Origin of the sequence: Geodermatophilus maliterrae (genome assembly GCF_041018925.1) — a bacterium.
Lineage (GTDB): Bacteria > Actinomycetota > Actinomycetes > Mycobacteriales > Geodermatophilaceae > Geodermatophilus > Geodermatophilus maliterrae.
This window is the reverse complement of the sequence record NZ_JBFNXQ010000131.1, coordinates 1-12,074: the sequence shown is the minus strand read 5'-3', so window position 1 is coordinate 12,074 and position 12,074 is coordinate 1. Positions and strand designations below refer to the sequence as shown.

The following is a 12,074-nucleotide window of genomic DNA, read 5'->3' as shown; positions in this document are numbered from 1 at the left end:
GCCGGCGGCACCCGTGCCGCCGAAACCGGACACCGCCCGCAGCGCGGCGACGACGGCGCCCGGCGGCAGCAGCTGACCCAGCTGCGCCCAGCCGTCCGGCAGCAGCACGGGTGCGCTCGCCGCGGCCGACAGCGGGTTGCCGAGGGCGATCACGGTGGCCATGCCCAGCCCCAGACCCACCCGCCCGGCGACGGCGGCCAGCCCGAGCACCCCCAGGGTCGTGGCGGCCAGCCCCAGCGAGAGCACCGCGGCCTCCGCGACCGGGTCCCCGCTCAGTGCGCCCAGCCAGCCGTGCAGCACACCGGCCGCCGCAGGACCGGCGAGCAGGGCCAGCACCACCGCGCCCGCGGCCTGCCGTCCCGGGCCGCGCACCCGCAGCGCCAGCAGCACCGCGCCGGCCCCGCCGCCCAGGGCGATGGGCAGTGCCCCGGCGGCCAGCCCCGCGCCGCGCGGGTCACCCTCGGCGGCAGGGGCGACGTCGTCCACCTGCGCTGCCGTACCGCCGGTGGCACCGGCGGCCGCGGAGCTGAGCAGCTGGGCGACCGCGGGACCGGCCTGGGTGGCGACGACGACCCGCGGCGCCGCCGGGTCGAGCACCAGGGCGCCGTAGACCTCGCGGTCCTCGACCAGCCGGCGGGCCTCGGCCACGTCGGTCGCGGGCCGCAGGTCCAGCGCCCCGGGCTGGGTCCGCTCGACCGCGGCGCGGACCTGCTCGACGGCGGCCGGGGGCCCGACCACCGCGACCGGGACGTCCCGCGGGGCCGTGCGGGTGGCCGGCCACGCGAAGGCGGCGAGCAGGACGGTCAGGCCGACGGCCACCGCGGCGGCCAGCGCGACGACGCGGGGCCAGGGCGTGGCGGCGGTCGCCTCCGTGTCGACGGGCCCGGCGGGGGAGTGGAGGAGAGGAGTGGTGGTCACGACGACCTCCTGAGGGGTAAATCGGACGCTCGTTCAGCAAGCGGTTCGAGTGTCCACCCGGCATGCCCGCAATGCAAGACGGACGACCGTTCTCTATGCTCCTCGTCGTGCCCCGAGTCTCCGAGGATCACCTCGCCGCCCGCCGCCGTCAGGTCCTCGACGCAGCGCTGCGCTGCTTCGAGCGCGACGGCTTCCACGCGACGTCCGTGCGCGACGTCGTCCGCGAGTCGGGGCTGTCGGCCGGAGCCGTCTACAGCTACTTCCCGAGCAAGGACGCCCTCGTCGTCGCGGTCGTCGAGCCGATCATCCAGACGGTGACCGGCGTGCTCGACGGGGTGCTGGCCGACGGCCGGCGCTCGCCGACCGAGGTCGTGCAGGGCGTGCTGCTGGGCGTGTGGCCGATCGCGGTCGGTGGCGGCGCGGACTACACACGGGTGGCGGTCACGGCGTGGGCCGAGGCGCTGCGCGACGCGACGGTCCACGGCATCGCCACGCGCACCTATGGGCTGGTCCGCCGGCGGCTGGGCGAGCGGGTGGCCCACTGGCGGGACGCCGGTCACCTACCGCCGGACACCGACGCCGAGGCGCTCGGGCAGGTGCTGTTCTCGCTGCTGGTGGGGGCGGTGCTGCAGAACGCCCTGCTCCGCGACGTCGACCCCGAGCGCTACGCGGCGGCGGTCGGGCTCCTGCTGCCGCCGGGGTGAGCGGGGACCCGGAGCCGCTGCCTCAGGTGGCGCTGGGCAGCGGCGGCGGGTGGTCGGGCTCGCCGGTGCGGGCCATCGGGTCGATGGGGGAGCGGGCGGCCTGGCAGCGGGGACACCAGTAGGTGATCCGCTCCTGCAGGTCCGGTCCCTGGTCACCGCGCAGGACGGGGGTGCCGCAGCGCAGGCAGGGGCGGTCCTTGCGGCCGTACACCCAGTGGTCGCGGCCGCGGCGCAGGTCGCCGGTGGTGCTCTGCTCGGGGCGGTCGCGGTTGGCGAGCATCAGCGTGCGGGTCCGCTCGACCAGCCCGGGGAGGTCCTCGACGTCTGCGACGCGCGCCCACGGGTGCACGCCGCAGACGAACAGTCCCTCGACCTTGTAGAGGTTGCCGGGCCCGCACAGGTTGCGCTGGTCGAGGATCGCGACGCCGATCTGCTCGTCGGGGTGGCTCCGCAGCCGGCGCAGCGCCTCGTCGAGGTCCCAGTCAGGGGAGAGCACGTCGGGGCCGAGGTGCCCGACGAGCTGGTCCTCGTGCTCGGTGCGCACCATGGCGACGTCGTGCAGCCGGTAGCCGACGCACTCCCACGCGTCCGTGGCGAGGACCGCGCGGATGGCGAACGCGGGACCGCCGCGCCACCTCGCGCCGTGCCGGTAGATGTGCCAGCTGCCGTCCATCCGGTAGTGGGTGCGCAGCGTCCAGCCGTCGGTGAAGCGGGTGAGCATGTGCTTGCCCCGCGGCACCACCTCGGCCACCGTGCGGCCCGCGAGGTCGGTGGCGGCCAGCTGGGGCACGCGCAGCTCGCCGCGGCGCAGCGTCGCGCCGCCGAGCGCGGTGTTCATCCGCTTGGCCGCCAGCCAGACGGTGTCTCCCTCGGGCACGCGCTCCAGTCTCCCCCGTGGCCTCGTCCTCGGCCCCCTGCAGGGGCCCGCCGCGAGCGTGCGAGCGGTGGGGGGCGGGGGGTCCTTCTGTGGCCCGGACGCGGCGCAGGTCACCCCCGCAGCGGGAACGCGCCGGTCCGCCGCGGTGCTGAGCCTCCCGTGCAGCGACGCGACCGTTCCACGAGCTCTCCGGTCACCGCGCCCGAGGCGGTGGCCGCGGCGGCCGAGCCGGTCACGGTCACCGTGGCCCGCGACGTGCGGGCCGACCAGCGCGAGGCCTTCGAGCGGTGGGCCGCCGAGGTCCTGGGCATGGCCGCGGAGTTCCCGGGCAACCTGGGTACCAGCCTGCTGCGTCCCGGCCCGGGCTCGACCCGCTACCACCTGGTCTACCGCTTCGCCGACGGCGAGTCGCTGGCCCGCTGGGAGCGCTCGGCCGAGCGGCGGGCGGCGCTGCGGCGCGTCGAGCACCTGACCGACCGGGTCGACTACGCCCACGTGGCCGGCCTGGACACCTTCTTCACCGCGCTCACCCCCTCCCGGCCGGGGCCCCGGTGGCGGATGACCGTGCTCACCGTCGCCGCCGTCTTCGCCATCACGCTGGCGTTCTCGCTGCTGGTCGCGCCGCACATCTCGGGCTGGCCGCTGCCGGTGCGGCTCCTGCTGTCGGCCGTCGTCGTGGTGGTGCTGCTCGGCTACGTCGTCATGCCGGCGCTGTCCCGGCTGTGCCGCCGCTGGCTGCACCCCCGTCGCTGACCCCCGGTCGCGGGAGCCGGGCCGGGAGCGTCGGGCCCCCGGTGTAGACAGCCGGCACGTCCTCCGCGCCGCCGGTCCGCGGTCCGTTCTCGCTGGCCGCGGGCACCGGCTTCCTCGAGGGCTTCGCGCCCGCGCGGTTCCGCGGTGCCGCGGACGGTGCGCTGCGGCTGGCCTTCCCGGTGGACGGCGCGGACGTCACCGTGGGGATCGCCGTCCGGCAGGACGGCGTCGTCACCGTCGAGACCGACGGGCCGGTGCCCGACCGGCTGCCCGACCAGGTGGCGCGCATCGTCGGCCTCGACGTCGACGGCTCGGGCTTCCCGGCGGTCGCCGCGGCCGACCCGGTCGTGGCCGGCCTGGCCGCGCGGTACCCGGGGCTGCGCCCGGTCTGCTTCTGCTCGCCGTACGAGGCGGCCTGCTGGGCGGTGCTCTCGCAGCGCTCGTCGATCGTGCAGGCCGCGGCGGTGGAGGAGCGCCTGTCGCGGCGGTTCGGCACCCGGCACGACGTCGACGGTGTCGACTTGTGGGCGTTCCCGACGCCGGAGCGGCTGCGTGCCGTCGCCGGCGGACTGCCGGGCCGGAGGTCAGACGACAGCGGCTGGCCGGCCTGGCCGAGGCCGCGCTCGACGGCCGGCTCGACGCGGCGCGGCTGCGGTCGGTGCCGGCGGGGGAGGCCCGGGCGGCGGTCCTCGAGCTGCCCGGGATCGGGCCGTTCTCCGCCGACCTGGTCGTGGTCCGCGGCGCCGGGGCGCCCGACGTCCTGCCGACCGCGGAGCCGCGGCTGACCGCCTCGCTCGCCGAGCTGTACGGCCTGATCGACCCGGCGCCGGCCGAGCTCGCGGCGCTCGCCGAGCCGTGGCGGCCCTACCGCAGCTGGGTCTCGCTGCTGGTGCGGACCGACCGCGAGCGGCGGACCGGTGGGATCACCGGCCGCCGGCGGTGAGGACGCTCAGCCGAGGGGGCGGACGCCGGTCGCACTGGTGCCGCGGGCGCCCGAGGTGCGGGTGAAGGCGACCCGCTGCCCCTCCTCGAGCTCGCGGTAGCCGCCGTCGTCGGCGATCTCGGAGAAGTGCACGAAGACGTCGTCGCCGCCGTCGTCGGGGGTGATGAACCCGAAGCCCTTCTCCCCGTTGAACCACTGCACGGTGCCCTCGGCGGAGCCGCCGGGTGCGCCGCCGTCGTCCCCGCCGCGGCCGCCCCGCGGTGCCGGACGCTGGTCACGGCCGCGGTCCCGGTCGCCGCCGCGGTCGCGGTCGCCGCCGCGGTCGCGCGCCGGCCGGTCGTAGCCGCCGCGCCGGGCCGGCGGCAACAGCCGCACTGCCTCGGCCTGCAGCCCGCGGTTGCCCTCGACCAGCTCGAACTCGACCCGGTCGCCCTCCTCCAGCTCGCCGCCGCGGCCGGTCAGCGCGGAGACGTGCACGAAGACGTCCTCGGGGACGATGAAGCCGAAGCCGCGGTCGGGGTCGAAGCGGGCGACGGTGCCCTGGACGACGAGGCCTCGCGGGGCGCGGCTGCCCGAGCGGCCGCGGTCACCGCGGTCGTCGCGGTACCGGTCGCCGCCGCGGTCCCGGTCGCCCCGGTCGTCGCGCCCCCGGTCACGGTCGTCGCGGCGGCCGCGCGGGGCGCCGCCCACCGGCCGCACCCGCTCGGCCTGCGGACCGCGGGGGCCCGCGGTGGCGTCGAAGTCGACCGCCTGGCCCTCCTCGAGGGTGCGGAAGCCCCCGGTGTCCTCGATGGCCGAGAAGTGGACGAAGACGTCGTCCCCGCCCTCCTGCGGCTCGATGAACCCGAAGCCCTTCTCCGCGTCGAACCAGCGGACCGTGCCGGCAGCCATGTCTGTTCCCTCATCCCTCACGTCGTGCGTCGGCCAACGGTACGCGGGACCGCCGGAGGGCCGGTCAGCCCCGCAGCCGGAGTCCGCGGGGGGTGGCGGCGAACCCGGCGGCCTGCAGCGCCGCCGACAGCGGGGTGGACTCGTGCACCGAGGCGCCGTCGGCCTTCTGCACCACCATCCGCCCCAGCGCCCCGGCGGCGACGGCCCCCGACAGCGCCGTCGCGGCCTCCTTGAGCGTCGTCTCGTCCTCGGTCCACGACAGCAGGGTCTTCCCGCCGCGCTCGACGTAGAGGACGAGCTCGCCGTCGACCAGCACCACCAGCGCGCCGGCCTTGCGCCCGGCGCGGTGCCCGGTGGCCTTCTTCCCGCCACCGGTGCCCTCACCCATGTCGACGGCGACCTGCGCCGCCGACGTCTCGCCGTCGCCGGCGATGGGGCCGGTGCGGTCGGGCCAGGGCAGCGCGGCGCCGTAGACGTTGGCCGGGTCGGTGGCCGCCAGCACGACCGGCCCCTCGGGCGCGCGGTCGGGCGTGGCGAAGGCGCGCAGCCGGTCGACCGAGCCGGGGGTGCCGAACTGCGCGGCGCCGAGGGTCTCGACGAAGTAGCCGCGCCGCGCCCGGTTGTTCTCCTCGAACGCGCGCAGCACCGGGTAGACGGCGGAGAAGCCGCCGGGCACCTGCTCGGCCGTCACCGCGCCGCGGGTGAGCACGCCGTGCCGCTCGAGCAGGGCCTCGGCGCGGGCGGTGGTGCGCCGGGTGGGGTTGGGCTCGCGCTCGGGCAGCCGCGACCACCGGCCGGCCACCGTGGGCGGGCCGGTGCGGGTGGGCATCGCCGGGCGGCCGAGCCGGGTGCGCCCGTAGCGGGTCCGGTCGACGCGGGCCCGGGGCGGCGCGGGCTGCCGCTTGTGCGTGCCGCCGCCGGCCAGCCGGGTGCGCAGCGGGGCGAGCGTGTCGTTGGTGAGCAGGCCCGCCCACACCAGGTCCCAGACGACGTCGGCCATCGCGGTGTCGTCGGTGGCGCCCGCCAGGTCCGCCAGGCCGCGGAAGAACACCGCCTGCCCGGCCGCCAGGTGCTCGAGGACGGCGGCGCCGTACCCGCCCTCCTGCGGCAGCTCCAGCGGATCGGGCAGCAGCAGCGGCGCCAGGTCGGCGGGCACCAGGCTCACCCAGCCGTCCCCGCCGGGCAGCCCGCCGGCGCCGGCCCACAGCACCTCGCCGGCGCTGGTCAGCTCGTCGAGCATCGCCGGGGAGTAGTCGCGCACCCGGGAGGGGAGCACCAGCGACTCCAGCGCGCTGGCCGGCACCAGCGCGCCGGCCAGCTGCTCGACCACGGCCAGCACGCCGTCGACCCCACGCATCCGGCTGCCCACCGACTGCCAGGACGGGGTGAACCGGGCCAGCGTGCCGATCGGCACCGGCTCGACCTCCTGGCGCAGCTTCGCCAGGCTGCGGCGGCGCACCGAGCGCAGCACGTCGGCGTCGCACCACTCCTGGCCGCTGCCGCCGGGCCGGAACTCGCCGGTGACCAGCCGGCCGGTGCCCACCAGCCGCTGCAGCGTGGCGGTGACCACCGCGACGCCGAGGCCGAGCCGCGCGGCGACCTCGGCCGGCTGGAACGGGCCGTGGGTGCGGGCGTAGCGCCCGACGAGGTCGCCCAGCGGGTCGGCGACCGGCTCGGTGAACGCCTCGGGGACGCCCACCGGCAGGGCGGTGCCGAGGGCGTCGCGCAGCCGGCCGGCGTCCTCGATGGCGACGTGCCGCTCCTCGCCGGCGATTCGCACGACGATGGCCCGGCGGGAGGCGACCAGCTCCTCGAGCCACTCGGCGGGCACGCCGCGGGCCGCGGCCTCCGCGGGGGTCGCGTCGCCGAGCACGCGCAGCAGGTCGGCCGCGCCGTCGACGTCGCGCGGGTGCCGCTCGGCCGGCAGCCGCTGCAGCTCCCGCTCCACCTCGGCCAGCGCCTCGGCGTCGAGCAGCTCGCGCAGCTCCGAGCGGCCGAGCAGCTCGGCGAGCAGGCCGGTGTCGAGGGCCAGCGCCTGCGCCCGCCGCTCGGCCAGCGGGGCGTCGCCCTCGTAGAGGAACTGCCCGACGTAGCCGAACAGCAGCGACTGGGCGAACGGGCTCGCCGCCTGAGTCTGGACGTCGACCACGCGCACCCGGCGGGAGCGGACGTCGCGCATCAGCTCGACCAGGCCCGGCACGTCGTAGACGTCCTGCAGCACCTCGCGCGCGGCCTCGAGCGTGATGGGGAAGGAGGAGAACTCGCTGGCCACGCTCAGCAGCTGGGCGGCGCGCTGCCGCTGCTGCCACAGCGGCGTGCGGCGGCGCGGGTCGCGGCGGGGCAGCAGCAGCGCCCGGGCGGCGCACTCGCGGAACCGGCTGGCGAACAGCGCGGAGCTGCCGACCTCGGCGGTCACCTCCCGCTCGACGTCGTCGGGGTCGAGGACGGCGAGGTCGGCCTCGGGCGGCTCGCCGGTGGTGTCGGGCAGCCGCAGCACGATGCCGTCGTCGGAGTGCATCGAGGCGACGTCGACGCCGTAGCGCTCGCGCAGCCGGGCGGCCAGCACCAGCGCCCACGGGGCGTTGACCTGCGCGCCGAAGGGGGAGTGGACGACCAGCCGCCAGTCGCCGAGCTCGTCGCGGAACCGCTCGACCAGCAGGGTGCGGTCGTCGGGCAGGTGGCCGGTGGCCGCCTTCTGCTCGGCGAGGTAGGCGAGCAGGTTGGCCGCGCCCCAGTCGTCGAGCCCGGCGGCCTGCGCCCGCTCCCGGCCCTTCTCCGGCGTCGCCGCGCCGACCTCGCGGAGGAAGGCCCCCAGCGCCCGGCCCAGCTCCAGCGGCCGGCCGGGGGCGTCGCCGTGCCAGAACGGCATCTTCCCGGGCTGGCCGGGGGCGGGGGAGACCAGCACCCGGTCGTGGGTGATCTCCTCGATCCGCCACGACGAGGAGCCGAGCAGGAAGACGTCGCCGGGCCGCGACTCGTAGACCATCTCCTCGTCCAGCTCGCCCACCCGCCGCCCGCCGGACCCCTCGCCGCCGACGAGGAAGACGCCGAACAGCCCGCGGTCGGGGATGGTGCCGCCGCTGGTGACCGCCAGCCGCTGCGCGCCGCTGCGGGCGGTGAGGGTGTCGGCGACCCGGTCCCACGTCAGCCGCGGGCGCAGCTCGGCGAACGCGTCGGAGGGGTAGCGGCCGGCGAGCATGTCCAGGACGGCGTGCAGCGCGGAGTCGGGCAGGCCGGAGAACGGCGCGGAGCGGCGCACCAGCGCGCCGACCTCGTCGACGGTGCGCGGGCCCTCGGAGACGATCGCCACGATCTGCTGGGCGAGCACGTCGAGCGGGTTGCGCAGGTAGCGGATCGACTCGATGGCGCCGGCCTTCATCCGCTCGGCGACCAGCGCGCACTGCACCAGGTCGCCGCGGTACTTGGGGAACAGCACCCCGCGGCTGACCGCGCCGACCTGGTGCCCGGCGCGGCCGACCCGCTGCAGGCCGGCGGCGACGGTGGGCGGGGACTCCACCTGGACGACGAGGTCGACCGAGCCCATGTCGATGCCGAGCTCGAGGGACGACGTCGCCACCACCGCCGGCAGCCGCCCTGACTTCAGCGCCTCCTCGACGACCGCGCGCTGCTCCCGGGAGACCGAGCCGTGGTGGGCCGCGGCGACCGGCTGCCAGCCCTCGGGCGTGCCGCCGCCGGAGCCGGCCTGGGCCATGAGCGCGGCGGCGTTGGTGCCCGGTGGGACGGTCTCGCCGGTGGTCCGCTCGTAGGACATCTCGTTGAGCCGGCTGGTCAGCCGCTCGGCCAGCCGTCGGGAGTTGGCGAACACGATGGTGCTGCGGTGCGCCTCGACCAGGTCGAGGACCCGCTCCTCGACCGCCGGCCAGATCGACGTCCGCGGCTGGTCGCCGGCCGCCGAGCCCTCCAGCTCCCCGGTCGGCTGGCCGAGGGAGCTCATGTCCTCGATCGGGACGACGACCGAGAGGTCCCACTGCTTGACCGACGTCGGCTGCACGACCTGCACCGGCCGGCCACCGGCGAGGAAAGTGGCGACCTCCTCGATGGGGCGCACGGTGGCCGACAGGCCGATCCGCTGCGCCGGGCGCTCGAGCAGTTCGTCGAGCCGGTCGAGCGTCACGGCCATGTGCGCGCCGCGCTTGCTGTCGGCGACGGCGTGCACCTCGTCGACGATCACCGTCTCGACGCCGCGCAGCGCCTCGCGGGCGGCGCTGGTCATCAGCAGGAACAGCGACTCCGGCGTGGTGATGAGGATGTCGGTGGGCCGCCGGGCGAAGGCGCGCCGCTCGTCGGCGGGGGTGTCGCCGGACCGGATGCCGACGGAGATCTCCGGGCGGGGCAGGCCCAGGCGCATCGCCGCCTGGCCGATGCCGGTCAGCGGGGCGCGCAGGTTGCGCTCGACGTCGACGGCCAGCGCCTTGAGCGGTGAGACGTAGAGGACGCGGCAGCGCCGGCTCTCGTCGGCCGGCGGGGTGGCGGTGAGCCGGTCCAGCGACCAGAGGAAGGCGGCCAGCGTCTTGCCCGACCCGGTGGGGGCGACGACGAGGGCGTGCCCACCGCTGCTGATGGCCTCCCACGCGCCCTCCTGGGCGGCCGTGGGCTCGGCGAAGGCGCCGGTGAACCACGCCCGGGTGGGCTCGGAGAACCGGTCGAGAGCTGGCACGTCCCCAGTGTCCCCGCGGGTACGACAGTCCGCTGGCCTGCGCGGATGCGCCCGGGTCAGGCCGGCGGCGCGTACAGCTCCAGGGCGATGCCGTCGGGGTCGCGGAACTCGAGGACGGCGCCGGCGCCGATGTCCTTCACGCCGCCGTGCGCGATGCCCCGCTCGTCGAGCAGCGCGGCCGCGGCGTCGAGGTCGGCGCGGGACCCGACGGCGAAGCTCAGGTGGTCCAGCCCGGTGCGGTCCTCGTCGAAGCGGTCCGCGCCGACCGGCCGGAGCCCCAGCAGCTGGTCGCCGAGGGCGTAGATCACGCCGCCGTAGAGGAACGACAGCTGCTCGCGGGTCGCGGCGTCGGCACCCGCGGGCACCTCGAAGGCGACCGGCAGCCCGAACACGTCCTCGTAGAAGGCCCGCGACCGGTCGATGTCGGTGACGGTCAGCCGGACGTGGGCGAAGGACGTGGTGGGGATGGGCATGCCGCGATCCTGCGGTCCGGTCGCCGGTCCCGCCCGGTGGCCGGCCCGCACGCCGGGGCCGTCGGCGCCGATCGGGGGTGGCGTGCGGCACACTTCCGGGCATGCGCCACTCGCTCCACGAGGCCGAGCACGAGGACTTCCGGCGGATGGTCCGGGACTGGGCGGAGAAGAACGTCGCCCCCTTCCACGACCAGTGGGAGCGCGACGGCATCGTCCCCCGCGAGCTGTGGCTCTCCGGCGGCGAGCAGGGCCTGCTGGGCATGGACGTCGACGAGCGGTACGGCGGCGGCGGGGTGCGCGACTTCCGCTACAACGCCGTCCTCGACGAGGAGATGACCCGCATCGGCGCCAGCGGCGTGGGCTTCGGCCTCCACAACGACGTCGTCGCCCCCTACCTGCGTGACCTGTGCACCGAGGAGCAGGCGCAGCGGTGGCTGCCCGCGTTCTGCCGCGGCGAGCTGATCACCGCGATCGCGATGACCGAGCCGGGCACCGGCAGCGACCTGCAGGCGATCCGCACCACCGCCCGCCGCGACGGCGAGGACTGGGTCCTCGCCGGCGCGAAGACCTTCATCACCAACGGCATCAACGCCGACCTGGTCATCGTGGTCGCGCGCACCGACCCCGACGCCCCGGGCGCGAAGGGCACCAGCCTGCTCGTCGTCGAGCGCGGGATGCCCGGCTTCACGCGCGGCCGCAACCTCGACAAGGTGGGCCTGAAGGCACAGGACACCGCGGAGCTGTTCTTCGACGACGTCCGGGTGCCGGCGGCCAACCTGCTCGGCACCGAGAACTCCGGCTTCGCCCACCTGATGGCCAACCTGCCGCAGGAGCGGCTCTCGATCGCCGTCGGCGCGGTCGCCGCCTGCGAGACGGTGCTCGCGCGGACCCGCGAGTACGTGACCAGCCGGACGGCGTTCGGCCGCCCGGTCGGCAGCTTCCAGCACAGCCGGTTCGTCCTCGCCGAGCTGCACACCGAGACGACGATCGCGCGCACCTTCGTCGACGAGTGCGTGCGCCAGCTGAACACCGGCGAGCTCACCGCCGTCGACGCGGCCATGGCCAAGTACTGGACCAGCGAGCTGCAGAACAAGGTGGCCGACCGCTGCCTGCAGCTGCACGGCGGGTACGGCTACATGGACGAGTACCCGGTCTCCAAGGCCTGGCGCGACGCTCGCGTGCAGTCGATCTACGGCGGCACCAACGAGATCATGCGCGAGATCATCGGCCGCTCGCTCGGTCTGTGAGCTGCCGGTGACGACCGAGGTCCCCGCCGCCCTCGACGTCGAGCGGGTCCAGCGGCGCACGGTCGGCGTCCTGTCGGCCGCGGTGGCGCTCGGGGGGCTGGGCGTGACCGTCGGCATCACCGTCGGCGGGCTGCTCGCCCGCGAGGTCGCCGGCAGCGACGCCGCCGCCGGGCTCGGCCAGACGGCGGGCGTGCTGGGTGCCGCGGTGCTCGCCGTTCCCCTGGCGCGGTTGTCCGACCGGGCCGGCCGCCGGGCGGGGCTGGCCACCGGGTACGCGGTCGCCGTCGCCGGTGCCGCGCTGACCGTCCTCGCCGCGGCCCTGTCGTCGCTGCCGCTGCTGCTGGCCGGGCTGTTCGCCTTCGGCGCGTCCACGACGTGCGGGCTGCAGGCCCGCTACGCCGCCGCCGACCTCGCCGCCCCCGAGCGGCGTGGCCGGGCGCTGTCGCTCGTCGTCTGGGCGACCACGGTCGGCTCGGTGCTCGGCCCCAACCTCGCCGCGCCCGGCGCGGGGCTCGGCCGGGCACTCGGGCTGCCGGCGCTCGGCGGCGGCTTCGTCGTCTCCGCCGCCGTGTTCGCCGCGGTCGCCGTCG

The 12,074-nt window shown here is 76.7% G+C and carries 10 protein-coding genes; 5 read left to right on the top strand and 5 right to left on the bottom strand.

The window, feature by feature from the left end; genetic code table 11:
* The coding region (locus ABQ292_RS24280) for a hypothetical protein (RefSeq protein WP_438940629.1) at positions 1 to 918 on the bottom strand (918 nt) is incomplete at its 3' end.
* A gap of 107 nt (positions 919 to 1,025) precedes the next feature.
* Between ABQ292_RS24280 and ABQ292_RS24275 the strand changes: the two genes are divergently transcribed.
* Entirely contained in the window at positions 1,026 to 1,622 is a 597-nt protein-coding gene (locus ABQ292_RS24275; RefSeq protein WP_369210277.1) for a TetR/AcrR family transcriptional regulator, read from the top strand.
* A gap of 22 nt (positions 1,623 to 1,644) precedes the next feature.
* Here the strand turns inward: ABQ292_RS24275 and ABQ292_RS24270 are convergent, their stop codons facing one another.
* Complete coding sequence (locus tag ABQ292_RS24270; RefSeq protein WP_369210276.1) at positions 1,645 to 2,499, bottom strand: DNA-formamidopyrimidine glycosylase family protein; 855 nt, start codon at positions 2,497 to 2,499, stop codon at positions 1,645 to 1,647.
* 159 nt (positions 2,500 to 2,658) lie between these two features.
* Here ABQ292_RS24270 and ABQ292_RS24265 point away from each other — a divergent pair, with 159 nt between their 5' ends.
* Together ABQ292_RS24265 and ABQ292_RS24260 are read left to right on the top strand one after the other, a co-directional pair.
* Positions 2,659 to 3,252 (top strand): antibiotic biosynthesis monooxygenase, encoded by a 594-nt coding sequence (locus ABQ292_RS24265; RefSeq protein WP_369210275.1) that lies wholly within the window; start codon positions 2,659 to 2,661, stop codon positions 3,250 to 3,252.
* 523 nt (positions 3,253 to 3,775) lie between these two features.
* Positions 3,776 to 4,195 (top strand): DNA glycosylase family protein, encoded by a 420-nt coding sequence (locus ABQ292_RS24260; protein ID WP_369210274.1) that lies wholly within the window; start codon positions 3,776 to 3,778, stop codon positions 4,193 to 4,195.
* A 6-nt stretch (positions 4,196 to 4,201) separates the two neighbouring features.
* Here the strand turns inward: ABQ292_RS24260 and ABQ292_RS26715 are convergent, their stop codons facing one another.
* The 3 genes from ABQ292_RS26715 to ABQ292_RS24235 form a co-directional block, all read right to left on the bottom strand.
* Complete coding sequence (locus ABQ292_RS26715; RefSeq protein WP_438940628.1) at positions 4,202 to 5,086, bottom strand: cold shock domain-containing protein; 885 nt, start codon at positions 5,084 to 5,086, stop codon at positions 4,202 to 4,204.
* Between the two features lie 64 nt (positions 5,087 to 5,150).
* Positions 5,151 to 9,764 (bottom strand): ATP-dependent helicase, encoded by a 4,614-nt coding sequence (locus tag ABQ292_RS24240; protein WP_369210273.1) that lies wholly within the window; start codon positions 9,762 to 9,764, stop codon positions 5,151 to 5,153.
* 56 nt (positions 9,765 to 9,820) lie between these two features.
* Positions 9,821 to 10,237 carry a VOC family protein gene (locus ABQ292_RS24235; RefSeq protein ID WP_369210272.1) on the bottom strand — a complete coding sequence of 139 codons (417 nt, stop codon included), beginning with the start codon at positions 10,235 to 10,237 and terminating at the stop codon, positions 9,821 to 9,823.
* 101 nt (positions 10,238 to 10,338) lie between these two features.
* On the opposite strand from ABQ292_RS24235, the gene ABQ292_RS24230 reads away from it, so the two are divergent.
* Positions 10,339 to 11,484: an acyl-CoA dehydrogenase family protein gene (locus ABQ292_RS24230; protein ID WP_369210271.1), complete on the top strand. Its 1,146-nt coding sequence runs from the start codon at positions 10,339 to 10,341 to the stop codon at positions 11,482 to 11,484.
* Positions 11,485 to 11,491: 7 nt separating this feature from the next.
* A partial coding sequence (locus ABQ292_RS24225; RefSeq protein WP_369210270.1) for an MFS transporter occupies positions 11,492 to 12,074 on the top strand: 583 nt, incomplete at its 3' end.

Bases quoted from the DNA above. Each gene is read 5' to 3' on its own strand.
- ABQ292_RS26715 (WP_438940628.1), bottom strand. From the start codon at position 5,086: ATGGCTGCCGGCACGGTCCGCTGGTTCGACGCGGAGAAGGGCTTCGGG.
- ABQ292_RS24235 (WP_369210272.1), bottom strand. From the start codon at position 10,237: ATGCCCATCCCCACCACGTCCTTCGCCCACGTCCGGCTGACCGTCACC.
- ABQ292_RS24230 (WP_369210271.1), top strand. From the start codon at position 10,339: ATGCGCCACTCGCTCCACGAGGCCGAGCACGAGGACTTCCGGCGGATG.